The organism is Actinomycetota bacterium (genome assembly GCA_019347675.1).
Taxonomy (GTDB): domain Bacteria; phylum Actinomycetota; class Nitriliruptoria; order Nitriliruptorales; family JAHWKO01; genus JAHWKW01.
This window is the reverse complement of record JAHWKW010000001.1, coordinates 127,549-154,118: the sequence shown is the minus strand read 5'-3', so window position 1 is coordinate 154,118 and position 26,570 is coordinate 127,549. Positions and strand designations below refer to the sequence as shown.

25 protein-coding genes and 1 pseudogene are annotated in these 26,570 nt (G+C 70.4%); 13 read left to right on the top strand and 13 right to left on the bottom strand.

Features of this window, described 5'->3' with window-relative positions; all coding sequences use genetic code 11:
• The 7 genes from KY462_00740 to KY462_00710 all read right to left on the bottom strand — a co-directional run bounded on the left by KY462_00740 (nucleotide 1) and on the right by KY462_00710 (nucleotide 6,218).
• Entirely contained in the window at nucleotides 1-906 is a 906-nt protein-coding gene (locus KY462_00740; protein ID MBW3576271.1) for an ABC transporter permease subunit, read from the bottom strand.
• Nucleotides 893-1,849, bottom strand: coding sequence for an ABC transporter permease (locus tag KY462_00735; GenBank protein MBW3576270.1), 957 nt, complete (start codon nucleotides 1,847-1,849; stop codon nucleotides 893-895). Before KY462_00735 ends, KY462_00740 begins: the two co-directional genes overlap by 14 nt.
• Nucleotides 1,850-1,868: 19 nt before the next feature.
• Entirely contained in the window at nucleotides 1,869-3,470 is a 1,602-nt protein-coding gene (locus KY462_00730) for a hypothetical protein (GenBank protein MBW3576269.1), read from the bottom strand.
• Nucleotides 3,471-3,615: 145 nt separating this feature from the next.
• Nucleotides 3,616-4,146 carry a hydrogenase maturation protease gene (locus KY462_00725; GenBank protein MBW3576268.1) on the bottom strand — a complete coding sequence of 177 codons (531 nt, stop codon included), beginning with the start codon at nucleotides 4,144-4,146 and terminating at the stop codon, nucleotides 3,616-3,618.
• 9 nt (nucleotides 4,147-4,155) lie between these two features.
• The gene (locus KY462_00720) at nucleotides 4,156-4,431 is read right to left on the bottom strand and encodes a HypC/HybG/HupF family hydrogenase formation chaperone (protein ID MBW3576267.1); all 276 of its coding nucleotides are present in this window, start codon (nucleotides 4,429-4,431) and stop codon (nucleotides 4,156-4,158) included.
• A gap of 80 nt (nucleotides 4,432-4,511) precedes the next feature.
• Nucleotides 4,512-5,384 carry a hypothetical protein gene (locus KY462_00715; protein ID MBW3576266.1) on the bottom strand — a complete coding sequence of 291 codons (873 nt, stop codon included), beginning with the start codon at nucleotides 5,382-5,384 and terminating at the stop codon, nucleotides 4,512-4,514.
• Nucleotides 5,385-5,453: 69 nt separating this feature from the next.
• Entirely contained in the window at nucleotides 5,454-6,218 is a 765-nt protein-coding gene (locus tag KY462_00710) for an AAA family ATPase (protein MBW3576265.1), read from the bottom strand.
• Between the two features lie 138 nt (nucleotides 6,219-6,356).
• Here KY462_00710 and KY462_00705 point away from each other — a divergent pair, with 138 nt between their 5' ends.
• Together KY462_00705 and KY462_00700 are read left to right on the top strand one after the other, a co-directional pair.
• Nucleotides 6,357-7,952, top strand: coding sequence for an AAA family ATPase (locus tag KY462_00705; GenBank protein ID MBW3576264.1), 1,596 nt, complete (start codon nucleotides 6,357-6,359; stop codon nucleotides 7,950-7,952).
• A 126-nt stretch (nucleotides 7,953-8,078) separates the two neighbouring features.
• Nucleotides 8,079-8,774 (top strand): hypothetical protein, encoded by a 696-nt coding sequence (locus tag KY462_00700; GenBank protein ID MBW3576263.1) that lies wholly within the window; start codon nucleotides 8,079-8,081, stop codon nucleotides 8,772-8,774.
• Nucleotides 8,775-8,795: 21 nt separating this feature from the next.
• Here KY462_00700 and KY462_00695 read toward each other — a convergent pair whose 3' ends face one another.
• Both KY462_00695 and KY462_00690 read right to left on the bottom strand, forming a co-directional pair.
• Nucleotides 8,796-9,224, bottom strand: a complete 429-nt coding sequence (locus KY462_00695; GenBank protein ID MBW3576262.1) for a ribulose bisphosphate carboxylase small subunit — start codon at nucleotides 9,222-9,224, stop codon at nucleotides 8,796-8,798.
• Nucleotides 9,225-9,324: 100 nt separating this feature from the next.
• Nucleotides 9,325-10,764, bottom strand: a complete 1,440-nt coding sequence (locus KY462_00690; protein MBW3576261.1) for a ribulose-bisphosphate carboxylase large subunit — start codon at nucleotides 10,762-10,764, stop codon at nucleotides 9,325-9,327.
• A gap of 194 nt (nucleotides 10,765-10,958) precedes the next feature.
• Between KY462_00690 and KY462_00685 the strand changes: the two genes are divergently transcribed.
• Nucleotides 10,959-11,867, top strand: coding sequence for a LysR family transcriptional regulator (locus KY462_00685; protein ID MBW3576260.1), 909 nt, complete (start codon nucleotides 10,959-10,961; stop codon nucleotides 11,865-11,867).
• A gap of 13 nt (nucleotides 11,868-11,880) precedes the next feature.
• Here KY462_00685 and KY462_00680 read toward each other — a convergent pair.
• Both KY462_00680 and KY462_00675 read right to left on the bottom strand, forming a co-directional pair.
• Nucleotides 11,881-12,528 (bottom strand): annotated as a pseudogene (locus KY462_00680) (CBS domain-containing protein).
• An 85-nt stretch (nucleotides 12,529-12,613) separates the two neighbouring features.
• A complete protein-coding gene (locus KY462_00675) occupies nucleotides 12,614-13,957 on the bottom strand; it encodes an SLBB domain-containing protein (protein ID MBW3576259.1) in 1,344 nt (447 codons plus the stop codon).
• A 282-nt stretch (nucleotides 13,958-14,239) separates the two neighbouring features.
• Here KY462_00675 and KY462_00670 point away from each other — a divergent pair, with 282 nt between their 5' ends.
• Nucleotides 14,240-15,340 carry a fructose-bisphosphate aldolase class I gene (locus KY462_00670; GenBank protein MBW3576258.1) on the top strand — a complete coding sequence of 367 codons (1,101 nt, stop codon included), beginning with the start codon at nucleotides 14,240-14,242 and terminating at the stop codon, nucleotides 15,338-15,340.
• Here the strand turns inward: KY462_00670 and KY462_00665 are convergent.
• Both KY462_00665 and KY462_00660 read right to left on the bottom strand, forming a co-directional pair.
• Nucleotides 15,337-16,557 (bottom strand): GAF domain-containing sensor histidine kinase, encoded by a 1,221-nt coding sequence (locus KY462_00665; protein MBW3576257.1) that lies wholly within the window; start codon nucleotides 16,555-16,557, stop codon nucleotides 15,337-15,339. The two genes, KY462_00670 and KY462_00665, sit on opposite strands and share 4 nt — an antisense overlap.
• 2 nt (nucleotides 16,558-16,559) lie before the next feature.
• Nucleotides 16,560-17,216, bottom strand: a complete 657-nt coding sequence (locus KY462_00660) for a response regulator transcription factor (protein ID MBW3576256.1) — start codon at nucleotides 17,214-17,216, stop codon at nucleotides 16,560-16,562.
• A gap of 152 nt (nucleotides 17,217-17,368) precedes the next feature.
• Here KY462_00660 and rpe point away from each other — a divergent pair, with 152 nt between their 5' ends.
• The 9 genes from rpe to KY462_00615 all read left to right on the top strand — a co-directional run bounded on the left by rpe (nucleotide 17,369) and on the right by KY462_00615 (nucleotide 26,567).
• Entirely contained in the window at nucleotides 17,369-18,244 is an 876-nt protein-coding gene (rpe, locus tag KY462_00655) for a ribulose-phosphate 3-epimerase (GenBank protein MBW3576255.1), read from the top strand.
• Entirely contained in the window at nucleotides 18,241-20,310 is a 2,070-nt protein-coding gene (tkt, locus tag KY462_00650; GenBank protein MBW3576254.1) for a transketolase, read from the top strand. Before rpe ends, tkt begins: the two co-directional genes overlap by 4 nt.
• A complete protein-coding gene (gene glpX / locus KY462_00645) occupies nucleotides 20,307-21,284 on the top strand; it encodes a class II fructose-bisphosphatase (GenBank protein MBW3576253.1) in 978 nt (325 codons plus the stop codon). Before tkt ends, glpX begins: the two co-directional genes overlap by 4 nt.
• Nucleotides 21,285-21,318: 34 nt before the next feature.
• Nucleotides 21,319-22,263, top strand: a complete 945-nt coding sequence (locus tag KY462_00640; protein MBW3576252.1) for a phosphoribulokinase — start codon at nucleotides 21,319-21,321, stop codon at nucleotides 22,261-22,263.
• Nucleotides 22,264-22,366: 103 nt separating this feature from the next.
• Nucleotides 22,367-22,900 (top strand): NifU family protein, encoded by a 534-nt coding sequence (locus tag KY462_00635; protein ID MBW3576251.1) that lies wholly within the window; start codon nucleotides 22,367-22,369, stop codon nucleotides 22,898-22,900.
• 3 nt (nucleotides 22,901-22,903) lie between these two features.
• Nucleotides 22,904-24,142, top strand: coding sequence for a tetratricopeptide repeat protein (locus KY462_00630; protein MBW3576250.1), 1,239 nt, complete (start codon nucleotides 22,904-22,906; stop codon nucleotides 24,140-24,142).
• 3 nt (nucleotides 24,143-24,145) lie between these two features.
• Nucleotides 24,146-24,862: a hypothetical protein gene (locus tag KY462_00625; GenBank protein ID MBW3576249.1), complete on the top strand. Its 717-nt coding sequence runs from the start codon at nucleotides 24,146-24,148 to the stop codon at nucleotides 24,860-24,862.
• 356 nt (nucleotides 24,863-25,218) lie between these two features.
• Complete coding sequence (locus KY462_00620; GenBank protein MBW3576248.1) at nucleotides 25,219-25,887, top strand: hypothetical protein; 669 nt, start codon at nucleotides 25,219-25,221, stop codon at nucleotides 25,885-25,887.
• A gap of 11 nt (nucleotides 25,888-25,898) precedes the next feature.
• Nucleotides 25,899-26,567: a hypothetical protein gene (locus KY462_00615; GenBank protein MBW3576247.1), complete on the top strand. Its 669-nt coding sequence runs from the start codon at nucleotides 25,899-25,901 to the stop codon at nucleotides 26,565-26,567.
• The last annotated feature ends 3 nt before the right edge of the window (nucleotides 26,568-26,570 follow it).

Here is a 26,570-nt window from a genome sequence, read left to right as displayed (position 1 = left end):
TCAGGTCTCCAGCCGGGTGTCCAGGACATCGCGTAGGCCGTCACCGAGCAGGTTGAAGCCGAGCACGACCAGGGAGATCGCCAGCCCGGGGTAGACCATCAACAGGGGGGCGCTCTGCAGGAACGGGCGCCCCTCGTTGAGCATGGCGCCCCATTCCGGCGTGGGTGGCTGCACCCCGAGGCCGAGGAAACTCAACCCCGAGATCGCCAGGATGAGCGTGCCCATCTCGAGGCTGGCCAGGACCGCAACCGGCGGGACCACGTTGGGCAGGAGGTGGCGGACCACCAGGTGACGGTCGGTGGCGCCCAGCGCTCGGGCTGCGACGACGAACTCCCGCTCACGCAGCGCCAGGACCATGCCCCGCACGATGCGGGCGTAGTCGACCCACCAGATCACCACCAGGCCGATGATGACGTTCCGGATCCCCGGGCCGAGGGTCCCCACAACGGCCAGAGCGAGGATCAAGCTGGGGAAGGCCAGCAGCACGTCGACCACACGCATGACGATGCTGCCGACGGCGCCGCCGTAGTACCCCGCCAGCGTCCCGATCCCCACCCCGATCGTCATCACCATGCACGTCGCCAGCGCAGCGGTTCCCAGCGACCAGCGCGACCCGAACAACATCCGACTGAGTAAGTCACGGCCGAGGTGATCGGTGCCCAGCGGATGGGCACCGCTGGGGCCGGACAGCCGGCTGGCAGCGTCGACCACGTTGGGGTCGTGGGAGGCCAGCAGCGGGGCCGCGACCGCCCCGACAGCGAACACCCCGATGATGACGAGCCCGGTGAGCGCGAGCCGGTCGCGCGCCAGCCGCGGCAGCACGCGTGGCTGCGCGGCGTGACGCTCGGACGGCAGGTCGCCGCCCAGGCGCTGCTCGCCGGCGGTCTGGACCTCAAGCGGCGACACCGGGCCCCCGGTCGGCCAGCCGGACGCGCGGGTCCAAGCGCACGTAGAGCGCGTCCACCGCCAGGTTGACGAAGACGAACACCGTCCCGATGAACAGCACGAAACCCTGAACCGTGGGGTAGTCGCGGTCGTGGATCGCGTCGACGACGTGCTTGCCGAGGCCCGGCCACGCGAAGACGGTCTCGACGATGACCGCACCCCCCAGCAGGTAGCCGAAGCGCAGGCCGGCCAGCGTCACGACCGGGATCAGCGCGTTCTTCAGCGCGTGACGGAACAGGACGACACGGCGTGGCACGCCCATCGCCCGGGCTGTGCGGACGTACTCCTCGCTCAAGACCTCCAGGACGCTGGCCCGTGTCAACCGGGCTATCCCGGCGGCTGCGCCCAGGGCCAGGGTCACCGACGGCAGCATCAGGTGACGCCAGCTCCCGCGACCGGCGACGGGCAACAACCCCAGGCCCACTGACAGCCACAGGATCAGCAGGTACGCCAGCCAGAAGCTGGGCACCGACGCGCCGACCAGCGCCCCCAACCGCGATACGTGATCGACCGGCGTGTTGCGCCGGGAGGCGGCCACCACCCCGAGCGGGATCGACAGCGCCAGGGCCAGCACCAGCGCGGGCACCGCGACCTGCAGCGTCACCACGAACCTTCGCGCCAGCTCGCTGAGAACGGGCTGCCCGGTGCGGTACGAGGTCCCCAGGTCGCCGGTCGCGGCGTGGCCGACGTAGCGGGCGAAGCGCACCGGCAGGGGGTCGGTCAGTCCCAGCTCCTCGCGTAGCGCCTCGACCTCCGCCTGCGACGGGGCTTCGGCGCTGCGCTGTTCGAGGATGATGCGCGCAGGGTCGCCCGGGGTGATCGCGTTCAGGGCGAACGCGATCAGCGTGATGCCGAGCCACACAGGGACCAGGGACGCGACGCGGCGGGCCGTGTACCCGATCATCGGCGCCCCGCTGCGCTCCTCACTCCGACAGCCAGACCGTGGCCCAGCTCTGGTTGATGCCCGACGGATGCGGCTCGAAGCCCTGCACCTTCTCGCTGACCGCGTAGATGCGGAAGGTACCTGCCAGCGGGACCGTCCCGACCTCCTCGTCGACCAGAAGCTGCATCGCTTCGGCCGCGATCCGCTTGACCTCCTCGCGGTCGGGTTCGCTCAGCGCCTGGTCGATCAACGCGTCGTAGGCCGGGCCGATCGAGACGTACTGGGCGTTGCGGACCTTCGACTTGGAGTACCACCGCAGCGCCAGCAGGAACGCCGGGTTGGAGTCGTTCTGGTTGGGCGCTTCGATGTCGAGGTCGTACTGCCCGGTGTCGATCCGCTCCTGGTAGGCAGCCTTGTCCAGCTGCTCGATGTCGGCCTGGATGCCGACCTCCGCCAGCTGCGCCTGGACGTACTGCGCGACGTCAGCCGACACCCGTGACGAGTCGTAGATCATCGTCAGCGCCAGCGGCTGGCCGGCCTTGGAACGCACCTGGCCACCGCCTGGCTGCGTCCACCCGGCCTCGTCCAGCACGCGCCTGGCGCGCTCAGGGTCGTGCGCGACCCCCTCGATGCGGTCGGCGCGCTCACCGAGGACGGACGGCGGGTTCACGGTCGACACGACCTCGGCATTGCCGTCCAACACGCCGTTGACCAGACCCTCGCGGTCGATGGCGTGCGCGATCGCGCGTCGCACCGCCGGGTCGGCGGTGATCTTCTCGCTCCCGTCTGAGCCGCGCTGAGCGATGTACAGCACGATGACCTGCCCCGGCGGGGCGGTGACGACCTTCACCCCGGACTGCTGGCGGAGAGACGAGACCTGGGCACGGTCGACGTCAGCGATCGCGTCCACCTCCTGCGACTGCAGCGCCAACACCCGGGTCGCCGCGTCAGGGATGAACCGGAACGTGATGCGCTCCAGCTGCGCCGGCTCACCCCAGTAGTCGTCGTTGCGCTCGACTGTCAGATGGTCGTTCTCGACGTACTCCACGAAGCGGAACGGGCCGGTGCACACCGGCTCGACGGTCGGGTCGGTGCCCGACGGCATGACCGAGTACGTCGGGTGCGTCATCTGGTCGATCAGCCGGACGTTCTGCTGGGTCGGGGTGATCTCGAGCTGCATGTCGCCTGTCGCGGTGGCTGATCCCGCATCGAGGAAGCTGTAGTTGGTCTCCGGCTCCTCGGTCGTCAGGTCGATGGAGTACTCGGCATCCTCTGCGGTCAGCTCGCTGCCGTCGTGGAACGTGACGCCCTCGCGGAGGGTGAACCGGTAGGTGTTCTCGCCGACGTACTCCCAGTCGGTGGCCAACAGCGGAGCCACCTGGAAGTCCTCGGTGAGTTGGACCGGCGGCTCGCAGATGTTGGCGTTCAGCGGGTACATCCCCAGCCGCTTCTTGTTCAGCTCGAGCTGGAACTGGTCAGCGCCGTAGGCGACCACCAGCTCCTGCCGGGCAGCCGGGGTGGGTTGCTCGCCGTTACCGCCTGGGGTGGCGCCGGGCGTGGCGCCCCCGCCGCCGTCCTGACCGCCGCACGCCACCGCGATCAGGGCCGCCACCACCAGACCGGACAGCCCGGGACGGCGCATGGAAAGACCTCCATGTCCTGACACGCGGCGGGTCGCCGAGCCCGGCAGGCCACGGACCGAGACGTGTCGATGAGCGGCGGACCCTAGAGGCGGCCTCGACGGCCAGGTAAGTGCGCCCAACACCTACCCCGTGAGCCGTCGCTGGTTACCAGGGGATGCCGAATTCGCCGACGACCCGGCGGATCTCGGCGATGGCAGGTTCGACCGCGGCGTCGAGGATCGGGGTCAGTCCCTCACCGAGCATCTCGGGGTCGGCGACCTGGCATCCCACGAGAACGACCTCGGCGGGGAGGATTTCCAGTGCCCGGGCCAGCATCAGGGCCCGGTCGGGAGTCGCGTAGTGCATGTCCGCGAGGTTGTCGCGCCGCTCGTCGGGGGACATCGCGCCGACGTCGACGATGTCGGGTTGCATGACCAGGACGGTGCCCGGCGGGCGCCCGAGGTCGACGGCGTCGACCACGACGAGCGCGTCGAGGGCGTCCATCAGCGCCTGCACCAGATGGATGCCGCCGATCCCGACCTCCATCACGGTGACGCCGTCGGGGAGCGGCTCAGCGCTCAGACGATCGGCGACGACGTTGCCGAACCCGTCGTCACCGCGCAGCACGTTCCCGAAGCAGGCCACCACCACACGCTTGGGAGACGCGTCGAGGGTGGGGTCCACGGCCGTGGCCACGACGGCCGCCTAGGCCGGCGGGGACAGCGTGGCGGGATCGGGCACATCCTCCTGGTCGAACTGCTCGAGGAAGGCGAGGACGTCGCGCGCCTGCTCCTCGCTGATGCGTGCCAGTGCGAACCCGAGGTGGACGTCCACCCAGTCACCGACCTCGACCGGACGGGGATCGTTGTCCACGAGCACGGCGGTCGACACCCGCTTGCGGGAGCCCGCGATGTCCACCTCGACGATGGAGTTGTCTGCATCGACGATCGCAACGACCTGGCCGGGCATGCCGAGGCACATGGTTTCTCCGCCGTGGCTCGTCGGCGCCTGATGCGCCGGGGCCATTAGGGTACGCGCTGGCGTTGACGCGGCGAAGCTGCTCAGCGTGCGACCCGCTCGGGGGCGGTCGAGGCGCGGCTGCGGGCGCCCCGGTGGCGGCGCAGCTCCCTGCGGAGCCGGCGGCCGTCCCAGTGGCCGAACTCGTTCTCCGGGAGCCACTCGCACGCCCAGTACCCGTCGCCCCAACGCCGGCGCAGGTCGCGCGCCCAGCCACCTTCGATCAGCCGCGCTCCGGCAGACCGGTCGCTCCACACCGCCAGCAGGTACGCCTCACCAGCCCGGCCCACGCCGGCCGCGGCGCCGAGCAACGACGGGCTGCTGCGGAGACGGTCGCGGTGGCGGCGCAGCTCGGCGAGCGCGACCGGCGTGCGCAGTGGCGAGGTCTCGATCCGCACGATCGCTCCGCCCGCGCCTTCGACCTGCTTGCGGTGCTGCTGCACGTGCGGAGCGTCGCGGTACGACGCGACCCCGTCGTCGCCCATCGCGACCCGCAGGTAGGGCATCTTGGCGAACATCTCGTCGACCAGCTCGCGCTCGGCCCGTGTGCCATGCTCGCTGGCCGCATCGCCACCGGTGTGACGGCGCGACATCGTCAGGTCCGACCAGGCGCCGTGTTCGCGCTGGCCGGGGCGCCACCGCATCAACCAGAACGAGCCCAGCCACTTGGAGAACAGCCACATGATGTCGCCGTGCTCCTCGGAACGCATGAACTCCTGCATCAGGTGGCGGCTCCGCCACACGGTGATCGTCCAGAACTCGGTGGGACTGGCCACCACGCTGGCCCAGCGCACCACGCCCTCGGTCCGGCCGAGCTGGCGGCGGATCCGCGTCGAGGCCAGCATCATCTGCGGGAAGAACCGGGCGCTGCGCAGCTTGGAGCGCGTCGTGACCACCAGGACGTCGTCGGCGCCCATCTCTACCCTCCGGTCGCTTGCCACGTCCCCTTCGCGGCCCTCACCGTCTCACCGTCGCCGGCCGGACGTCTAGGCCGTGGCCACCAGTTGCTTCTCCAGGAAGTCGATCACCCGATCGATCTCCACCCGCACCGCTGCCGGGGGACCGGTTGCCACACCGGCGCCCGCTCGGTCGGCTCGAGCCACCTCGTCGGCGAAGGGGATCACCCCGGCCAGCGGCACGCCGAACTCGCCGGCGGTCGCGCGGAAGAACTCCGCGTCGTCGGCGGCCCGGGCCTTGTTGCCCAAGCCGTAGACGCGGGGGATGCCCAGCTCCTCCGCCAGCGTCATGGTGCGGGCGGCGGTGATCACCGACTTGCGGCTGGGCTCCATCACCACCAGCAGGACGTCCGCGTACGCCAGCGTCCCACCGGAGCGGCTGAGGTGCTCCAGGCCGGCCTCCATGTCGATGATCGTGACGTCGGCCTGCTCGTCGATCGCCTCGCTCAGCAGGCTGCGGACGGTGGCGTGACTCCCGCACGTGCACCCGGCGCCGGCCTGATCGACGCGCATGGCCGTGAGCAGCGTCACCCCGCTGGGAGTCGCGCGCCCGTACTCGCCGATCAGCGACTCCGCTGTCGCGTCAGCCGAGCCTTGACCGACCACGACCGACCGGGGCAAGGCGGGGATGGATTCGGTGTCCTGAAGCGACAGCCCGAGCGAGATCCCCAGGTTCGGGTTGGAGTCCGTGTCGATCGCCACGACGCGCGACCCGCGTTCCCGGTAGGCCTGCGCGAACAGCGCGGACACCGTGGTCTTGCCGACTCCTCCCTTACCGACGATGCCCACCTTCATGCGCACTCTCCCGGTCGTGGACGTCGCTCGTCGTCGGACGTCGCTCGCCGTCCAGTATGGACCGGTTCCACCGCGGACGCGAGCGCGGGCGGGGCGCCCATTGAACGCAGGGTCGTGCGCCGCTAGCGTGCTTTGATCGTGGATCTGCTCCTGCGCCCCGAGTTCCTGCTCACCGCCGCGGTGCTCGTCGTCGGGGCGCTGTTAGCCCTGTTCCTCAACGGGGCGATGCCCGGAACGCGCCGGGCACGCCGTCGTGCGGCGGGCTCCAGCGCGGGAGGATCCGGCGGACCCGGCGACGATGACGGGGAGTGGTCGCGCGTCCCGGCCCGCGCCGGTCAGCCAGCCGGCGAGTTGGCGGAGGTGGTCGCGGACCGCCCCGGGGTCACGTTCGCGGACGTGGCCGGCCTGGACGACGCGATCGCGGAGTTGGCCGAGGTGCGTGAGTTCCTGGCCGACCCGGCACGGTTCCGGGCGGTCGGCGCCGAGCTCCCCAAGGGCATTCTGCTGTGCGGCCCGTCGGGCAACGGCAAGACGCTGCTGGCGCGCGCCCTGGCCGGCGAGACAGGGGTGCCTTTCCATTACGTGTCGGCGGCCAGCTTCGTGGAGCAGTACGTGGGCATCGGCGCCGCCCGTATCCGCAAGCTGTTCCGCCAGGCGCAGCGCGACGCGCCCGCGATCGTGTTCATCGACGAGCTCGACGCGGTCGGTCGGCGGCGCAGCGGGGGGATGTCGGGCGACCGCGAGTTCGACCACACCCTGAACCAACTGCTGGTGGAGCTTGACGGCTTCGAGGCGGCCGCCGGGGTGCTGATCGTCGGAGCCACCAACCGCCCGGAGCTGCTCGACCCCGCCCTGGTGCGACCGGGACGGTTCGACCGGCGCATCCTGATCGACCGTCCCGACGTGGCGGGGCGCGAGTCGATCCTGCGGTTGCACGCGTCACGGCGGCCGGTGTCACGGCAGGTCGACTGGCGGGACGTGGCACGCCAGACCGCTGGGCTCAGCGGCGCCGAACTGACGCGGATCGTCAACGAGGCGGCGCTGCTGGCCGCTCGCCGTCACCGCACCCGCATCGCCGCCGACGACGTGCACGAGGCGATCAACCGGCTGGTGACGGGACTGCGCAACAACCGGGTGATGGGACCAGACGAGAAGCGCCTGGTGGCGTACCACGAGGCGGGTCACGCACTGCTCGCCCTGTTGCTGCGCGGGGTGCGACCGCCCCCGCGGGTGTCGATCGTGACCCGTTCGGGGGCGACGACACGGTCGCCGTGGTCGCTCGGCAACGACCGTGAGGTCCTCACCAAACGCGAGTTGATGAGCCAGCTGATCGTGCTGCTCGGCGGGCGGGCGGCCGAGGTCAACACGTTCGGGGAGCCGAGCTCGCGGGCTGAGGACGATCTCGACGACGCGGCGCAGCTGGCCCGTCGGATGGTGGAACGATGGGCGATGACCGGCAAGTTCGAGCTGGCCGCGGACGCAGGAGACCACGACACCGACGCCACCGGCACCAGCCGCCCGGACCCCGGCGTGCGCAAGCTGTTGGCGCGCGCCGAGCAGGCGGCGCGGACCATCCTCGGCGACCACGCCGCGCTCTTGGCGACCGTCGCCGAGACGCTGGTCGAACGCGAGACCATGGCGATCACCGCCGTCGCCGAGCTGACCGGGCTGTGGTCGTGGAAGGACGATCAACCGGTCGAGGCTGAGCCGCCGCGGCGAGGTCGCGTCTCTTAACGCACCGGCTGCCACCCTCGGGGTGCGCGCGGGCGATCAGGGCCGCGGTTCCGCCGCCGTCCACGCCGCCACGCGAGCATGGCGGTACGTTGCCGTCGCTGGCCGACGAACACGGGGTGTGGTGAGATGATCGTCGAGGCGCTGATCGGGACCGCCACCCTGTTCGTGGCCGCCGTCGGAGTGTCTTTCCGGGCCGGTCGGCTGCGTTGGCTGGGCACGTGGTACTTCGCGCAGGACGCCCCGCTGGTCGTCCGTCACCTCGGCTTCGTGCCGGTCCCTGTCGCGCTGTACGGGCTGCTGACGGCGGCTCTGATCGCGGCCATGACCGTCCCGGGTCCGTGGCCGCTCCTGATCGTTCTGATCGCGGTGTTCGGCGCGGTGGCGCTGCTGTTCGCCGGTGTGTGGGTCGCTGCCAACCCGCCCGAGTGGCTCAAACCCCACTGGCTGCGTGAGGCGGAGCGTTCGCGGCGGATGCGCTCCCTGGGCGATCAGCTCGCGGCGGAGCTCGTCTCCGCCCGCGGGAAGCGCCCCGGTCGGGGGCCGACGCCGCGCCGCTTCACGGCGGCGGTCGCCGGGTGGGGACGCCGCGTGGTCGGTCACGGCCACAACGGCCACGGACGCCGCCGTGCCCTGCGCAGGTCACCGGGGCCGCGGCCGGCCCCGCGTCAGGACGCTGGCATCGCCGAACCGGCCCCGCGTCAGGACGCTGACATCGCCCAACCGGTCACGGGCGACGTCGCCGGGTCGTCGCTCAGCGGGAACGGCGAACGCCGCCCGGCCGAGGATGCCGACCGGGCGGCGCGGGATGCCGGCTGGGGTTAGCCGACCCTGTTTGTCAGTCGGTCACTTGCTGCCGTCGTAGCGCTGGCCAGCGGGCTTCTCGGTCGCGTACGGGTTGACCTTGTAGCTCAGGACCCGGGCGTTCTTGGACTGGCGCTCGAGCCGGAAGCCGGGCTCGTCGGCGGGGCGCTGCACGATGAAGTGCAGCATGGGGCCCTGGCGGTTCCGGTCCGACCGGTACGCGGTCAGCCCGACGTAGATGTTGGGGTGCTCCTCACGGCACTTGCGCAGCTCTTCGAGGACCTCTGACTCGTCCTCGATGCCGAACATCGGGACGTCCCAGAACTCCCAGTAGTCGTTGCGCGGGTGCGGGTCGTCGGTGTACTCGATCGAGATCCCCCAACCGTTCTGGATGGCGTAGCGGATCTGCGCGGCGATCTCCTCCTCGGTGAAGTCGGGGAGGTAGGAGAACTGTCCCTGCCTCAGCTTCATGCTCATGCGTGAAATCCTTCCTGGTCTGCGGGCCTGGTCTGCGGGCCTGGTGGGACCCGACGCCGGGCAGGTCGCGTGCCCGGCGTCGGGCCGGTCGGGGTCAGCTCGATGATTTGGCCATGTCGGCCGTATCGGTCGACTCGTACTCGAACGTCACGTCACCCCAGGTGTCCAGCGCCGCCTGCAGCTCCGGGCTGTGCTTCTTGGCGGTCTCCTTGAGGATGTCGAGGCCGTCCTTCATCAGGTCACGCCCTTCGTTGCGCGCCTTGATCATCGCCTCGATGCCGACGCGGTTGGCCATCGCGCCGGCCGCGATCCCCTGCGGGTGACCCAGGGTTCCGCCGCCGAACTGCAGGACGGTGTCCTCACCGAGGTGGTACAGCAGCTCGTGCATCTGCCCCGCGTGGATCCCGCCGGACGCCACCGGGAAGATCCCCGGCATCCCGACCCAGTCCTGGGTGAAGTAGATGCCACGGCCAAGGTCACGCTCCTGGTAGCCCTCACGGCAGGTGTCGTAGTAGCCGTAGGTCAGGTTCGCGTCGCCTTCGAGCTTGCCGACCACGGTCCCGGCGTGGATGTGGTCGATGCCGATCATCCGCATCCACTTGGCGATGACGCGGAAGTTCACGCCGTGGTTCTTCTGGCGCGTGTAGGTCGAGTGCCCCGCCCGGTGCTGGTGCAGGATGAGGTTGTTCTCACGAGCCCAGTACGCCAGCGACTGGATCGCCGTGTACCCGACCGTGAGGTCGACCATGATGATCGGCGAGCCCAGCTCCTTGGCGAACTCGGCGCGCTTGAGCATCTCCTCCGTCGAGGCCGCGGTCACGTTCATGTAGTGACCCTTGGCTTCGCCGGTCACCTCCGAGGCCTTGTTCACCGCCTCGATCACGTTCATGTAGCGGTCCTGCCAGCGCATGAACGGCTGGGAGTTGATGTTCTCGTCGTCCTTGGTGAAGTCCAGTCCACCGCGCAGCGCCTCGTAGACCACCCGGCCGTAGTTGCGGGCCGACAACCCCAGCTTGGGCTTCATCGTCCCGCCCATCAGCGGGCGCCCCCACTTGCGCAGGTAGTCGCGCTCCACCTGGATGCCGTGCGCCGGACCCTGGAAGGTCTTGAGGTAGGTCGGCGGGATGAGCATGTCCTCCAGCCGCAGGGCCTTGAGCGCCTTGAAGCCGAAGACGTTGCCGATGATCGACGACGTCAGGTTGGCGATCGACCCCTCTTCGAACAGGTCCAGCCCGTACGCGACGTACGCGATGAACTGGTTCTCCTCGCCGGGGACCTCCTGGATGTCGTAGCAACGCGCCCGGTATTTCTCGTACGGCGTCAGCCGGTCGGTCCACACCACCGTCCACGTCGCGGTCGACGATTCTCCCGCCACGGCACCGGCGGCCTCCTCCCATGGGACCCCCTCCTGCGGGGACACCCGGAAGGCGCACAGGATGTCGGTGTCGCGCGGTTCGTAGTCGGGTTCGTAATAGCCCATGTCCACGTACGGCAGGACTCCTGCTTCCCACCGTTCTCCGTTGCCACCACCCATAAGTCGTCTGTCTCCTCGTGTGATCGGTGCTGTCCCGTACGTTTTCCAGTGTAGGCAGCCCGTATGGGGGCGGACCCATACGAACGTACTCGCCAATGGCCGGGGTACCCCCGGTCGGACGTATAGAAATCTGGCAATACACATAACCATCGATTTATCATTTGCTCGTTTCCGACGTGCGAACGGTTCGCCACGTGACGCTCACACAGCTCCGCGCCTTCGTGGCGGTGGCCGACGCCGGGTCGGTCCGCGCGGCAGCGGAGCGCCTGGTGGTGACCCAGCCGGCCGTGTCGGCTGCGGTCGGCGCGCTACAACGGTCGCTGGGGTCGGACCTGGTGGAGCCGCACGGCCGAGGGTTGCGCCTGACCGAGGCCGGCCAGGTGTTCGCCGGGTACGCCCGGCGGGTGCTGGGTCTGCTGGAGGAGGCCGAGACCGCTGCCAGCGGAGGGGCGGATCCCACGCGCGGCAACCTCCGCATCGCTGCGGTTACGACCGCCAGCGAACACGTCCTGCCACGATCGCTGGCGTCGTTCCTCGACGACTACCCCCACGTGGGGTTGCGACTGGAGGTCGGCAACCGGGAGCAGGTCTGGTCCTTGCTGCTGCAGCACGAGGTCGACATCGCCCTGGCCGGACGACCGCCCGCCGACGCGGACGTGAGGACCCGGGCCGTCCGTCCCAACGAGCTGGTGGTGGTGGCCGCACCTGGCCGGGCCCCGACCGGCCGGGTGTCGCTGGCCCAGCTGGAGTCGAAGACGTGGCTCCTGCGGGAGGCCGGCTCGGGGACCCGTGCGGCCCTCCAGCGCTCGATGGACGCGGCGGGGATCGACCCGCCCGTCCTGACGCTCGGCTCCAACGGCGCGGTCGTCGCGGCCGCGACCGCCGGCCTGGGCTTCGGCCTGGTCTCTCGCGACGCCGTCGACCGCGAGGTGGCCTCGGGTGAGCTCCGCGTCGTCGACGTCGAGGGCACCCCGATCGAGCGTCCGTGGCACGCCGTCACCCACCTGGACACCACCCCGACGGCAGAGCTGTTCGTCGCGCACCTCACCGACCGCGCACGGCCGCACCCACCACCACGCTTCGACGCGTCCCCGGGCCGGTGACGGCCCGCTCGCGTCAGCGATCCCAGCGACGCCAACCGGGAGCCGGCTGCACAGCCCGCTGGACATCGGGGAGCTCGTCAACCACCGCGGCCCGGAGCAACTGGCGGTCTTCGTCCGCCAGCGTCGCGAGCGCCGTGCGATCCGGCGGCAGCGGCAGGTCGAACGACCAGCTGCCGACCAGGACGCCGATCAGCTCGTCGACGTCGAGATCGGCGACCGGTCCGCCGGGCAGTTGCAGGAGCGTGCGTTGCAGGCGCCGACGCTCCCGGAGCGTGAACGTGAGCGGGTCGCGCAGCACCGCCCAGTTCGCGCCCGTCAGCTCCACGCGTTGCCCTGCTAAGAGCACGTCGCGGATCGACAGGACGCCCACCACCTTCGCCCCATCGGTGACCACCAGGTGACGGATGCGGCGATCGTTCATCTCGGCCGCGGCCTCGTACACCTCCCAGTCGGGGGCGACGGTCACCACGCTGTGGGTCATTGCGGCCTCGACGTGGGACGAGTCCAGATCGGTGTCTGCCGCGATGCACCGCAGCAGGTCGCGCTCGGTCACGATCCCGACCAGCGCCCCGTCGTCCAGGACCACCAGCGAGCCGACACCGTGCTCGTCCATGGTCCTGGCGGCCTCCCTCAGCGTGGCGCCCGGGCCGGTCGCGATCACCGGACCGTGCGCGAGGTCGCCGACCTTCACGGTGCGTGTCGGCGATGGCGCCACCCCCGGGTCCGTGGTGATCTGCGTGCCGTGCTCAACCACCGACCGGCTCCACGTCGTATGCGTGTGGGCCGGCGAGGACGAACTGGCCCGCCTGCTCGTCGAAGTCCTTCAGGTCGGGGAACGGGAGCCGCCGCGGCTGCGGGCAGCCGCGTCCGAGGTGGGCGACGAACTCCTCGCGGAACCGCTCGACGGCGCTGCGGACCAGGAGCGACTCGCCATCCGGCAGGCCACAGCGGCTCCCGCCGGTGACGCTGCGACACCGTTCAACGACGGTGTCGAGGTCGGCTTCGGCCCCCGTGCCACGTTCGATGCGTTCGAGGCACGCGGTGATCTTCCGCGCTCCCTCCTTGCAGGCCGGGCACTGCCCGCACGACTCGACGAACAGGAAGCGCGAGAACGCTGCCGTTGCCCCGACCACGCACGCCGAGTCGTCGTAGACGACGAAACCGCCCGAGCCGAGCCCGGAGCCCGCTGCCTGCATCGCGTCGAAGTCGAGCGCGGTGTCCAGCTGGTCGGCGGTCATGACGGCGTTGGAAGCCCCGGGAAAGACCGCCTTGATGCGACGACCTGGCGACGGACCTCCTGCGAAGTCGTGGATCAAGGTCCCCAACGGCGTCCCGAGCGCAACCTCGTAGACCCCCGGCCGCTGCACATCCCCCGAGAGGGTGAACAGCATGGTCCCCGGCGAGCCGTCCGTCCCGACCGACCGGAACCGCTCCGCCCCGTCGCGGATGATCGGGACCACGTGCGCCAGCGTCTCGACGTTGTTGACCACCGTGGGGTTGGGTGCCATGGCAGCGGCGAACAACCCCACCTGGTAGGGAGGCAGGATCCGGGGAAGTGGCAGCCGGCCCTCGATCACCTCCAGCATCGCCTTCTCCTCCCCGAACAGGTAGTCGTCGGGGCCGGCGACCACCTCGATCGGCGTCTCGCCGAGGAGGCCGTCCGAGCGCATCTCGGCCGCTGCGCGCCCCAGGCGCGCCAGTTCCCGCACGAACGTGGCCTTGACGGCCACGTAGGCGCGGCTGGCACCGATCGCGTCGGCCGCGATCGCGAGCCCCTCGAGGACCTGGTACGGGTTGCGCCGCAACAGCCAGCGGTCCTTGAAGGTCCCCGGTTCGCCTTCCGCGGCGTTGCACACCACGTACTTGGTTCCGGCGGGGCTGTCTCGCACCGCCCGCCACTTCACCCCGGTGGGAAACCCCGCACCCCCGCGGCCTCGCAGCCCCGAGCGGACGAGCTCGTCGACGACCGCATCTCCTCCGCGCGCGCGGGCGGCGGCGAGCGCGCGGCCACCGCCCGACGCGCGGTAGTCCTCGAGCGTCGCCGCCGCCGCGTCGAGGAAAGTGACGTGCGTGGCGTTCCGGTCGGGCACGACCCACCTCCAGCAGTCGCATCGACCGTACGCCGCGGTGGCCGGCCCGCCATCCCCCGATGGGGGGGGAACTGGTTGGGACCGATCCTCCCCGGTGTGGCCGTCGAGGCCACGTCGGTGTGATGGTTACGACGCCTGCGGCACTGAACCAGTTGGTCCCGTACGTCCGCCCAGCCGCGCCCGGTGGGCCGGGCGCCCGGGCGCCACCCACTTTCGGGGGAGGCCAAGGGACCGTCGAAGCGCCAGTATGGACGTGAGCCGCCCGCGAACCAGGAGACACCCATGGCCCAAGTCAAGGATCTGGAAGCGCTCGAGCGCACGCTGCGCAGCCTGGACAGCGCCACTCCCGACCGTGAGGTCCGCCCCATCGAACTCGACGGGACCGCCCAGAGTCTCGTGGCGGACGGCAAGGGCATCCTCGCCGCCGACGAGAGCAACAGCACCGCGTCAGGCCGGCTCGAGGCGGTCAATGTGGAGCCGAGCGAGGAGACGCGCCGCAAGTACCGGCAGATTCTGTTCACGGCTCCGGGGCTCGAGGACGGCATCAGCGGGGTGATCCTCTACGACGAGACGATCCGCCAGTCGACCGACGACGGCCGTCCGTTCCCGCAGGTGCTCCAGGACAAGGGCATCATCCCCGGGATCAAGCTCGACGCCAGCACGGCACCGCTGCCGTTGCACCCGGGCGAGAAGGTCACCGCCGGGATCGACGGCCTGCGCGAACGCCTCGCCGAGTACGCGGAATTCGGTGCGCGCTTCGGGAAGTGGCGTGCGGTGTACACCATCGGTGACGGCACGCCGTCCCAGGCGTGCATCCGCGCCAACGCGCACGCGATGGCCCGGTACGCGGCGGTGTGCCAGGAGTTCGGCGTCGTCCCGATCGTCGAGCCCGAGGTGCTGATGGACGGTGACCATCCGATGGCCCGCGACGAGGACGTGACGGTGGCCGTGCTGCGGGCGCTGTTCGACGAGCTGATCGGTCAGGACGTGCGCCTCGAGGGCACTCTGCTGAAGACCAACATGGTCCTGCCCGGCGAGGACTCCTCCGAGCAGCCCACTCCCGAGGAGGTCGCCGAGGCGACCGTGCGGGCGATGAACCGCTCGGTGCCCGCTGCGCTCCCCGGGATCGTGTTCCTGTCGGGCGGTCAGGGCGCGGTGGACGCAACCGCCCGCCTGAACGCGATGAACAGCGGCGGTCCGCACGCGTGGAAGCTCAGCTTCTCGTACGCGCGGGCGATCCAGGGTCCGGCGCTTGAGACCTGGGGCGGTGACGACTCCAAGATCGAACAAGCCCAGCGGATCCTGGCCCACCGGGCACGGTGCAACGGTGCGGCAACGACCGGGAGCTACAAGCCCGACATGGAGGACGAGCTCGCCGCCTAGCTCCGCGCGCGCGCGAGGTTGCCGGGGTCGACGGTCACGCGGATCGTCGACCCCGCTCCCGGGACCGACAGGACCCGCAGCCGCCCACCGACCAGGTCGGCGCGTTCACGCATCCCCGACAGCCCGTAGGTCACCCGGTCCTCGGTGGGCACGGGGCGCGGATCGAACCCCTTGCCGTCATCGCTGATCTCCAGCGTCACGCGGCCATCGCGACACGCCAGCCGCACCCGCACGCGGCTGGCGTCCGCGTGCTTGGCGACGTTCTGCATCGCTTCCTGCGCGATGCGGTACAGGGCCGTCTCGACGTGATCGGGGAGCTGGCAGTAGCCGGCGACGTCGAGCTCGACCGTCACGGCGGGCAGGGTCCGGGCCAGGCCCTCCAGCCCTGCGGCGAGACCGAGATCGTCGAGGACCGACGGTCGCAAGCCCGCGATCGCGATGCGGGTCTCGTCGAGCGCCTCGGCAGCCAAGGTCCGGGCCGCATCGATCTGTTGCGCAGCGAAGCCCGGGTCGGTGTCGGTGGCCCCCGCCGCAGCGGACAGGTGGAACGACAGGCCGACGATGCGTTGGCTGATGCCGTCGTGGATCTCGCCCGCCAGGCGCCGGCGTTCCTTCTCCTGAGCCTCGACCAGCCGCTCGGCGAACCGTTCCAGGGCTCGCTCGCGTAGCGCCAGCCGCTGGTGCAGGCGGGCGTTCTCGACCGCGCCGGCCATCAGGCTGGCGATCGAGCGGAGCAACCGGACATCGCCGGAGCCGAACTCGCGCCTCTCGCGGGTATGGACGTTGAGGACCCCGACCAGCCGGCCGGGAGCGCTGACCATCGGCACGGACGCGAGCGAGGTGTAGTCCTGGCCGCGGAGCTCGGGGATGTACCGGTACCGCGGGTCCGAACGCTTGTCCTCGACGAGGACGACCGGCTCCTCGTTCGCGGCCACCCATCCGGCCACGCCCTCGCCCACGTCGAGCTCGATGGTCCCCGCGAGGCGGTCGAACGGAGGCGTGGCGCCGGCGAGCACGAGCCGGCCGCGCGACGCGTCGAGCAGGTGCACGAAGCAGACGTCGGTGGCGGTCGCATCGGTGATGATCGCCGCCACGCCGTGGACGAGATCCTCGAGGTCGAGCCCGGCCGTGATCGTGTCGATGATTCGACCCAGCAGTGTCCGCTCGCGCTCGGGATCCTCGAGACCCAGCCCGCCGCGGTCGCTGTGCGCACCCATGGTCAGTGGAACAGTCCCTCGCGGAGCGCGACCGCGACCGCCTGCGCCCGGTCGGACACGTCGAGCTTCTGGTAGATGGAGCGGGTGTGGCTCTTGACGGTCTCCTCGCTGATGACGAGCTCACCGGCGACGGCCTTGTTGGAGTGGCCGGCGACCAGCAGGGCCAACACCTCGCTCTCGCGCTGGGTGAGGCCCAGGTGCGCACCCGGCCAGAACTCCCCGCTGTGCAGGCGCGCCGCCGACGCGGCCACACGCCCCGCCAGCGTCGGGTCCACCACCGTGACACCCTCCATGGCCTGCTGCAGGTGGCGCACCAGCTCGTCACCGTCGACGCGTTTCAGCAAGAAGCCAGACGCTCCCGCCCGCAGCGCCTGGAACAGGTACTGCTCGTCGTCGTACACGGTCAGGAACACCACCCGGCAGTCGGGCACGAGGTCGCGGATGGTGACGCACAGGTCGAGGCCGCTGTCGCCCTTCAAGCGGACGTCGAGGAGGACCACGTCGGGCCCGGCCGCGTGGACCGCGGCGAGCGCTTCGTCGCGGGTCTGCGCTTCACCGGCGACCTCGACGACGTCGGAATGGCGGCTCAGCATCGCCTTGAGACCGTCGATGACCATCTGGTGGTCATCGACCAGGACCACCCGGATGGGTCTTGGCATGGTCAGCCGATCGTACGTCGCGGGGTGGGGCGCCGCCGGCGACGGCAACCGGCGACGGTCACCGTACTGCGGCGTCCAACCGGTTCCCGAACGACCGGGGTCAGCGCGTGCACCGGGAGGGACCCAAGCCCGAAGGTGACCTGTGGGCACCGATGGAATCCCCCCTTCGACCCCGCCCGAGGGGGAGGTCGAGCCACAGCCGGCGTCCTAGGGTGTCGGTGAACGCCGAGCCGAGGCCGAGCAGGAAGACGTCGACGGCACGGTCTGAACACCGGCCCCGACGCGAGGCCACGCGAGCGGGCGAGAGGAGATGCGCCGTGACGGGTACGGCGGAGCAGGATCCGCAACCAACGGACCGTGGCGCACAGATCGTCCCATCGGTCCTGCCTGCCGACTTCTCCCGGCTCGGCGAGGACGTCCGCCTGCTCGAGAAGGCGGGCGCGGACCGGATCCAATGGGACGTGATGGACGGTCACTTCGTCCCCAACCTGACGTTCGGTCCTGACATCATCGCGGGCACCCGCGACCAGGTGAGCCTCGGCTTCGAGGCGCACCTGATGGTGGCCAACCCCGACCGCCTGCTGGACCGCTACGTCGAGGCAGGGTGCGAGCTGATCATCGTCCACGCCGAGACGACCCCCCACCTGCACCGCACTCTGGGTGCGATCGCAGAGCTGGGCGCACGGACGGGTGTGGCGCTCAACCCGGCGACGCCGCTGACGGCGGTCGAGCACGTGCTCGACCTGATGGACCTCCTCCTGGTGATGACGGTCAACCCCGGCTTCGGTGGCCAGGACTACATCGCGACGATGGAACCCAAGATCGCCGCGGCACGGGCACTGATCGACCGCTCCGGCCACGACATCGAAGTCGAGGTCGACGGTGGTGTCAGTCCCGACACCATCGCGGGAGCCGCCCGCGCGGGCGCGAACATATTCTGTGCCGGAAGCGCCGTCTTCGGCCACGAGGGCGGACCCGAGGCGGCCATCCCACGGCTGCGCTCTATCGCGGAGGGAGCACGTCAATGAGCACCAGCACGGCTGCCACCACCGAACCAGACCTCGCTCCGGCCTCAGACGACCTCGAGGGCCGGATCATCGTGTCGCTGCGTCTGCTCGCCGCCGATGCGGTCGAGAAGGCCGGATCCGGTCACGCGGGCCTGCCGATGGGGATGGCGCCCGCAGCGTGGGTGCTGTGGTCGCGCTTCCTGCGGTTCGACCCCACCCGACCCGACTGGCCCGACCGCGATCGCTTTGTGCTGTCCGCCGGTCACGGCTCGATGCTGCTGTACGGGCTGCTGCACATGTTCGGCTACGACCTCACGCTCGACGACATCCGCGAGTTCCGCCAGTGGGGTTCGCGGACTCCCGGCCACCCCGAGCTCGGACACACGCCGGGCGTGGAGACCACGACCGGCCCCCTGGGTCAGGGCATCTGCAACGCCATGGGCAAGGCGCTGGCCGAACGGATGCTGGCCGCCCGCTACAACCCCGACGACGGTCCCCCGATCGTCGACCACCGCACCTACGTGATCGCCTCGGACGGCGATGTGATGGAGGGCGCAAGCCACGAGATGGCCTCTCTGGCCGGGCACCTGCGCCTGGGTCGGCTGATCATCCTCTACGACGACAACAAGACCACGATCGACGCATCGACCGACGTGACCTACAGCGACGACGTGCTGACGCGGTTCGCCGCCTACGGCTGGCACACCGAGGACATCGACGACGGCAACGACCGCGACGCCATCGAGCAGGCGCTGCACAACGCGATCGCCGAGGAGACCCGGCCCAGCCTGATCCGTGTCCCGACGCTCGCCGGTTACGGCGCTCCGGACGTGGAGGGCACGCACGATGCGCACGACGGCGCGCTCGGAGACGACCAGCTACGCCGCACGAAGACCCGCTTCGGCTGGCCGCCCGATGAGATGTTCGTGATCCCCGACGACGTCCGTGAGCACTGCGCCAAGCTCGCCGACGAGCGCCGCCGCGAGCACGACGAGTGGGAAAGGCGCTTCGACAAGTGGGCCGACGGTCACCCCGAGCAGGCCAGCGAGTGGCGCCGCGTCCACGCCCGGCGACTCCCCGAGGGCTACGAGGACGTCCTGCCGCAGTTCGACGCCGGCGAGAAGATGGCTTCCCGGGATGGCTCGGGCGCTGCGATGCGGGAGCTGAGCAAGATCCTCCCCGAGCTGGTCGGGGGATCGGGTGACCTGGCCGGCTCCACCCGGGTCGCGAAGGTCGAAGGCGACGAGGTCAAGCCGGGCGACTACCGGGGCCGAAAGATCCACTTCGGGGTCCGCGAGCACGTCATGATCGCGTCGCTGACGGGAATCGGACTCCACGGCGGTTTCCGCCCCTACGGCAGCACGTTCCTGGTGTTCTCCGACTACGCACGTCCCGCGATCCGACTCGCGGCGATGATGGGTGTCCCGGCCGTCTACCTGTTCACCCACGACTCGCTCGGCGTCGGTGAGGACGGGCCCACCCACCAGCCCGTCGAGCACGTCCCGAGCCTGCGCACCATCCCCAACCTCGCCGTGCTCCGCCCCGCCGACGCGAACGAGGCCAGCGAGGCGTGGCGCGTCGCGCTGGAGCGGACCGACGGCCCGACCGCGATCATCCTCAGTCGCCAGGATCTGCCGGTCCTGCCGCCACCTCCACGCGGTACCATCGGACAGGACGGCGCCTGGATCCGGCGCGACTCCGACGGGGAGCCGGACGTCGTCCTCGTCGCCACCGGTTCGGAGGTGTGGAAGGCGCTGGAGGCGGCCGATCTGTTGGCATCCGACGGGACCACAGCGCGGGTCGTGTCGATGCCGTGGCGCGAGCAGTTCCTCGAGCTGGATCCCCAGCGTGCCGCCGAGATCCTGCCACCCGGCATCCCCCGGGTGGTCGTGGAGGCGGCGGTGCCGATGGGTTGGGACGGCATCGCCGGTCCCGACGGACGGGTGATCGGCGTGACGCAGTTCGGGGCCTCCGCTCCGGGCGAGGTCGTGCTGGAGAACTACGGCTTCACCCCGGAAAACATCGCCGACACAGCGCGCGAGACCCTGGCCGCCTCGCGATCCGCCACCGAGGGGACCCGACGATGACCGACGGCACCACCCTCGACATGGACGCCCTCGCGCTGCACCTGCTGCGGTGCACGACAGAGGCTGCGCTGGCCTGCCGCCCGTGGGTGGGACGCGGCGACAGCGACGAGGCCGACGCCGCAGCGGTCAAAGCCATGCGGGCCGCCCTCGACAGCGTCCCCGGACGTGGCACCGTCGTCATCGGCGAGGGCGAGAAGGACGACGCGCCGATGCTGTTCATCGGCGAGGACGTGGGGACCGGCGACGGCCAGCGCTTCGACCTGGCGGTGGACCCGTTGGAGAACACCCGCGCCGCCGCCCGTGCTGCCGACGGGGCGATCGCGGTCGTGGCGGCGGGACCCGAAGGTGACCTGTGGGGCAGCCCCGCCGCGTGGTACATGGACAAGCTCGTCGTCGGTCACGAAGCCGCCGGCACCATCGACATCACCCGGCCGCCGGAGGACAACCTCAAGGCCATCGCCGAGGCGCTCGACAAGCCGGTCGACCGGCTGACCGCGGTGGTCCTGGACAAGCCCCGCCACGAGCAGCTGGTCAAGGAGCTCTACGCCCTGGGCGTGAGCGTGATCCTGATCCCCGACGGCGACGTGGCCGGGGCCTTGCTGGTCCTCCTGCCCGACTCGCGGGCGGACGTCCTGCTGGGCGTCGGCGGGGCGCCCGAGGGGGTGATCACCGCCGCTGCGGTGCGCTTACTGCGGGGCGACATGCAGGCCGCCCTGGCGCCGCAGAAGGACGGCGAACGCGAACGCATCATCGAGGCAGGGCACGAACCCGGCGCGCCGTTGACGCTCGACGACCTGGTCGCCTCGGACCAGTGCTGCTTCGTTGCGACCAGCGTCACCAGCGGCGAGCTGCTCCGTGGCCCGGTGCGCACCGACGGAGGCTGGCGGACGCGCTCGTTCGTGGCCTCGCCCACACACCCGCGACTCGTGGTCGATGCCGTGCACGTCGACGTCGACATCCCCGGTCAGGACTGACCGCTGGACCCGGTGAGAAGATGAGGAGCAAGCGATGCCTGACAAGCTGATACGCATGAGGCGGGCGGGCCCCAACGAAGGTCGGACCCGACCCAGGATGCTCGCCGTCGCCGGCGACAGCGCTTCGGGGAAGACCACGCTCACGCGCGGGCTCGTCCAGGCGCTGGGCCCGGATCGCTGCACGGCGGTCCCGATCGACGACTACCACAAGTACGACCGGCAGGAGCGGAAGGAACTGCCGTTCACCCCGCTGCATCCTGAGTGCAACTACATCGAGGTCATGGAGCAGCACCTGCAGCTGGTCGCCACCGGACAGCCGATCCTGAAGCCGGTGTACGACCACTCGAACGGCAAGCTCGTCCGTCCAGAGCTGGTCGAGCCGGGTGACTACGTGATCGTCGAGGGTCTGCTCCCGTTGCACACCAGGCTGATGCGAGCGTGCTTCGACGTCAGCGTGTACCTCGACCCGCCCGAGGAGATCCGCTACAAGTGGAAGATCGAGCGGGACGTCACCGAGCGCGGATACACCGAGGAGGAGGTGCGAGCCAGCCTCCGCAAACGCGAACCCGAATCCGAGGCGTTCATCCGCCCACAGCGCGAACAGGCCGACATCGTGGTGCAGTTCGGCCCGATCGAGGAGCGCGACGACCCCGAGGAGACGCCGCTGTCCGCGACGTTGCTGCTGCGGCCGACCATCCCGCACCCCAACCTCACCGAGGTGATCGACGACGAGCACCGCCAGGCCGTGCACCTGAAGCTGATGCGCGACAACGATGGACGGCCGGTCGACGCCCTGCACGTCCACGGGTACGCGCCGCGCGAGGAGACCCGGATGATCCAGAAGCTCATCTGGGAGAACCTGGGGCGCGACGACCCACTCCCCGAGTCGCTCGGTGATCTGGGCGGGGGGGAGCACAGCGAACCCCTGGCGATCACCCAGCTGATCCTGCTGCACCACCTGCTGCGCTCTCCGTCCTGACGCGGAAGCGGACCGGCTGGCACCGCGGCCGCGCGGTGCAGATTGCTGCGTGCCGATACCCTCGCAAGCGACGCGGTATCGGCGACCTGGCTGGCGGTGACCCATGGATGACCTCGACGCCCTGCTCACCCACCTCGAGGAACTGCTGGAGTCCCTCCAACAGCTCGACGAGCCGATCCAGGAACAGGTGTTCGACCTGCTCGACGGCATCGACGTCCTGCACCGCATGGCGCTGACCCACCTCGGGGAGGCTCTGAGCGATCAGGTTGATCTCAGCGAGCTGCGGCAGGCTCATCCGGCCATCTCGTGGCTGTTCGATGCCTACGCGGTCGGGGTCGACGAGCGCGCCGCGGCCGAGCAGGCCCTGGAGGAGATCCGCCCCTACATCCACTCCCACGGCGGCGAGGTCGAGATCCTCCAGGTCCAAGACGGCGTTGTCCACGTCCGCATGAGCGGGGCCTGCTCAGGCTGCACCGCCTCGGCGGTGACCCTTCGAGAAGGTGTCGAGACCTCGCTGCGGGAGCACTTCCCCGGGTTCATGCACCTGACGGTCGAGGACGACGAGGCCGAGCCACACGCCCCGCCCGGGCCCACCCTGGTGCAACTGCAGTCGGGACCGCCGCCCGGCTTCGAGTGATCCGTGGCCGCCACCCACGACATCGACCAGCGTCTGGAGCAGCTGCGGTCGGGCTTGCTGCGCTACCGCGCCGATCGCAACCCCGTCGAGCACGCCACCGTGCAGTTCCACTTGGGTGTCACCCTGCTGGAGGCGGAGCGGATCCCCCAGGCTGTGGTGGCGCTGCGGATCGCAGCCGAACTGTTCGACCGCGAAGACCGCCCCGTGGAGCACGCCAAGGCCACCAACATGTTCGGTGTGGGCCTGCGCAGCGACGGCGACTCGGCTGGCGCATCCGAGGCCTTCACGCGGGCCGCGGACCTGTTCGGCGAGCATGGCCTGAACCTCGAGCACGGAGCGGCGCTGTTCAACCTGGGGCTCGTCGAGCGTGACCGCGGTGACCTCGACGCGGCGGCCGATCGGTTCCGTCAGGCCTTCGAGCGCTTCCGCGAGGAGGGACCGCCGGGGCAGGCCTCGGCTGCGGGCCGCGAGCTGGGCGCGACCCTGTTGTCGGCCGGGGAACTCGATGCGGCGCTGGAACCGCTGGACACCGCGATCAAGTCCGCGACCGAAGCTCACGACGCGGCTGCGGCCGGCGCCGCCGCCAACGTCTTGGGGCTGGTGCACCTGGCGGCCGAACGCGGTGAGGATGCGGTGGCGGCCTTCCTCACCGCCGTGGGGACCAACCCTCGATCCTTGCGGGCCGACGCCTACGCCATGGCGAAGGCCAACCTCGCACTGGCGTACGAGCAGGTCGACGACCATCCGCGGGCGCGGCTGGCGGCCCGTCAGGCGCGGGGCACGCCTGCGGCTCCACAACCGGTCGTCGAGCAGGCCGACGCGGTGCTGGGCCGCCTCGGTGACGGCCACGACGACCTGATGATCGTGCTCGACCAGCTCCCGTCGGACGATCGCTCCAGGGAGGCGCGCGAGGAGTTCGTCCGCTGGGCCGACGCGGACCCGGGCGAGCGCCGCGCCGCAACCGGCGCATGGATCGACGGCCAACTGGCCCGGCGTGGGGCCTCGATCGAGCTCGCCTACACCTACCTCGACGTCCTCCTCGAGATGCCCAACCAGGACATGGAGGCCGTCATCCGCAGCACCGTCGAGGCGTTGCAGGACCGCGACACCGAGAACCGCCAACGCTTCCGGTCGCAGATCTCGCGCGCGATGGCCCGGTTCCACATCCCGCAGTGGGACCGGTTGAAGGCGATCTTCAACCGGATCGCCCAAGAGGTGGGCGACGACGGCACCTGGGAGTAGCGCGTGGAGGACCTGTCAGCGCAAGCGCTCGCCGAGGCGCTGGGGGATCGACCGGTCCGTAGCTACCCGGCGCTGCTGTCGACCGAAGCCGACGCGCTGGCCTGGGCACGTTCCGGCGGCCCCGAGGGGGCGGTGGTCGTGGCCGACTACCAGGCTTCGCCGCGCGGCCGCAGCGGGCTGGCCTGGCAGGTCGGCGAACCGGGCCGGGGCCTGGGGTTCTCACTGGTGCTGCGGCCGTCGCTGCCCCCCGAACGCGAAGGCTGGCTGTACACCGTCGCGGTCTCCGGCCTGGCCGACGCTGTCGGCGGCGGCGACGCCGGCGTGATATGGCCCGACGAGGTGGTCGTCGACGGCAAGCGGGCGGGAGCCGTCGGCGTGCAGGTGGGCTTGGGGCCCCAGGACACCGAGTGGGCCGTCGCCACGTTCCTGGCCGTGGACGCCGAACCGCCCCGCGCCCCGCTGCTGGCCGGGATCGTCGGCGCGGTCGAGCGTCGCTACGGCATGCCCGCCGAGGACGTCATCGCCGACTACCGCCAGCGCTGTGTCACGTTGGGCCGGAAGGTCCGCGCTCTACTGCTGCCGATGGGGCCCGCCGGCCCCAAGGTCGAGGGCCTGGCCGTGGACACCTTCGACGACGGGGCGCTGCTGCTCGAGACCGCCAGCGGGGCGCGGGTCGCCGTCCGACCGCAGAACCTGGGCAAGCTCGAAGAGTCTCTTTGACCGTTCGCGCGGGGGTCGGGCGCTTGAGACCGGCCGGCCCCGGTGTCTACTATGTGCGAGCGACACGTATCCGGTCGCGGCGAGCGTTCGACCGGGGCGGGAGAGGTGAGCGTGCACAACCGAGCGGCGTTGGTTGCTCGTGTGACGCGTGTCTCTCCCACCGCGTGTCCCTTCTGGTCTCCCCTCCGTGACGCGACGGCGCCGTTCGGCGCCGTCGGGCTGTCGCGCCAGCTGCGGAACCACGCGGACTCCCCGGTCGTCACGGCGACCGATCGGTACGGGGAAGGAAGCGGCAGCTAGCTCGGCCGGCGCACCACCCGGTGCTCCAACCGGTCGGGACGAGAGAGGGGGGACCCGTGGCTGTCAGGAGCCCATGGGCCGGCGTCACGTCGACGTTGCGGTCCGAACACGGCGCCATCAACGTGGTGAGCGCCATCGTCCTCGTCGTCGTCCTGGTGGCGGCGGGGATCAGCGCAGCGTTGCTCGCCAGGACGATGCGGGCGGCGCAGAGCATCAACGCCAAAGCAGAGAGGATCGCTCGGACCGGTCAGGGCATCAACACGTCGACCGACTCCGTGGTGCAACTGAACCGGACGAACGAGACCGCCGCATCCATCCTTCGAACCGCTGAGCCGCTCTCCGGAAGCCTGGACCAGATCGTGTCCCTGGCTCAGGAGATCAACACCTTGGCGGTCTCGATCAACGACAGCGCCGGGACGATCAACTCGACCGCCGGGACGATCAACTCGACGGCCAGGACGATCAACTCGACCGCTGGCGCGATCGGGAACACCGCGCGCGGCATCAACACCGCGGCGGCAGAGATCCTCGACGTCGCCAAGCGGATCGACAAGGACGTTCAGAACATCAACGAGCGAGCCGACACGACCATCAACCTCGCACGCGCGATCAAGGGCGACACCGCCAACATCCTGGGCGAAGCCCGTGAAGCGCACCAGAACGCGGCCTGCATCGACAACAAGGTCGGGGCAACACCGCCCGACGGCCACTGCGCGGCCGGGTAGGAGGGGACGACATGGCAGGAACAGCAGGCACACTTCGACCCCAACCCCAGCCGCAGCAGATGGGTGCAACGGCCACGCGGTGGATGTGGACGTGGGTCACCATCGGCATCCTCGTCCTGATCGTGGTGGTCGGCTTCCTCCTCGGCATCGTGGGAGCGTTGGAGGCGATCGACTCGAACCTGGCCGAGGCGGACACGGCGGTGACCAGCATCGGGTCCGACGTCGACCCGTTGCCGACCCAGATCGGCAGCATCAACGAGAACCTGACCAACATCGACGTGGCGCTCAAGGACATCCCCGGACAGGCGGAGCAGATCGTCGCCGCGCTGACGTCGATCCGTGACTCGGCCGCATCGATCGATGCGTCGCTGCAGGACACCTCCGGTGACCTGCGGAACACTTCGGGCGTGCTCGTGAACGTGTCGAACACGCTGAAGCCGGTGTCGGCGACGCTGGGGCAGGTCCTGGACCTGGCCCGCCAGATCGAGCAGCAGCTCGAATCGGCGCAGAGCCCGCCGGACGACCTCGGCACCGAGGACATCTGGCAACGGCTGGACATCGCCAACGGCGTCCTGGCGCCAGCCCGGAGCGACACGCAGAACATCCTGGCCGGCCTGCAGGAGGTCAACAAGCACCTGCAGAGCATCTGCGAAGGCCTGATCATCCCGGGCCCGTGCTAGGAG

Excerpts from the sequence above, each read along its gene's own strand:
- KY462_00635 (MBW3576251.1), top strand. The coding sequence starts at position 22,367 with ATGGATGACCTCGACGCCCTGCTCACCCACCTCGAGGAACTGCTGGAG.
- rpe (MBW3576255.1), top strand. The coding sequence starts at position 17,369 with ATGGAATCCCCCCTTCGACCCCGCCCGAGGGGGAGGTCGAGCCACAGC.
- KY462_00720 (MBW3576267.1), bottom strand. The coding sequence starts at position 4,431 with ATGTGCCTCGGCATGCCCGGCCAGGTCGTTGCGATCGTCGATGCAGAC.
- KY462_00695 (MBW3576262.1), bottom strand. The coding sequence starts at position 9,224 with ATGAAGCTGAGGCAGGGACAGTTCTCCTACCTCCCCGACTTCACCGAG.
- KY462_00700 (MBW3576263.1), top strand. The coding sequence starts at position 8,079 with ATGATCGTCGAGGCGCTGATCGGGACCGCCACCCTGTTCGTGGCCGCC.
- KY462_00670 (MBW3576258.1), top strand. The coding sequence starts at position 14,240 with ATGGCCCAAGTCAAGGATCTGGAAGCGCTCGAGCGCACGCTGCGCAGC.
- KY462_00735 (MBW3576270.1), bottom strand. The coding sequence starts at position 1,849 with ATGATCGGGTACACGGCCCGCCGCGTCGCGTCCCTGGTCCCTGTGTGG.
- KY462_00710 (MBW3576265.1), bottom strand. The coding sequence starts at position 6,218 with ATGAAGGTGGGCATCGTCGGTAAGGGAGGAGTCGGCAAGACCACGGTG.
- glpX (MBW3576253.1), top strand. The coding sequence starts at position 20,307 with ATGACCGACGGCACCACCCTCGACATGGACGCCCTCGCGCTGCACCTG.
- tkt (MBW3576254.1), top strand. The coding sequence starts at position 18,241 with ATGAGCACCAGCACGGCTGCCACCACCGAACCAGACCTCGCTCCGGCC.
- KY462_00615 (MBW3576247.1), top strand. The coding sequence starts at position 25,899 with ATGGCAGGAACAGCAGGCACACTTCGACCCCAACCCCAGCCGCAGCAG.
- KY462_00715 (MBW3576266.1), bottom strand. The coding sequence starts at position 5,384 with ATGGGCGCCGACGACGTCCTGGTGGTCACGACGCGCTCCAAGCTGCGC.
- KY462_00660 (MBW3576256.1), bottom strand. The coding sequence starts at position 17,216 with ATGCCAAGACCCATCCGGGTGGTCCTGGTCGATGACCACCAGATGGTC.
- KY462_00730 (MBW3576269.1), bottom strand. The coding sequence starts at position 3,470 with ATGCGCCGTCCCGGGCTGTCCGGTCTGGTGGTGGCGGCCCTGATCGCG.
- KY462_00665 (MBW3576257.1), bottom strand. The coding sequence starts at position 16,557 with ATGGGTGCGCACAGCGACCGCGGCGGGCTGGGTCTCGAGGATCCCGAG.
- KY462_00690 (MBW3576261.1), bottom strand. The coding sequence starts at position 10,764 with ATGGGTGGTGGCAACGGAGAACGGTGGGAAGCAGGAGTCCTGCCGTAC.
- KY462_00640 (MBW3576252.1), top strand. The coding sequence starts at position 21,319 with ATGCCTGACAAGCTGATACGCATGAGGCGGGCGGGCCCCAACGAAGGT.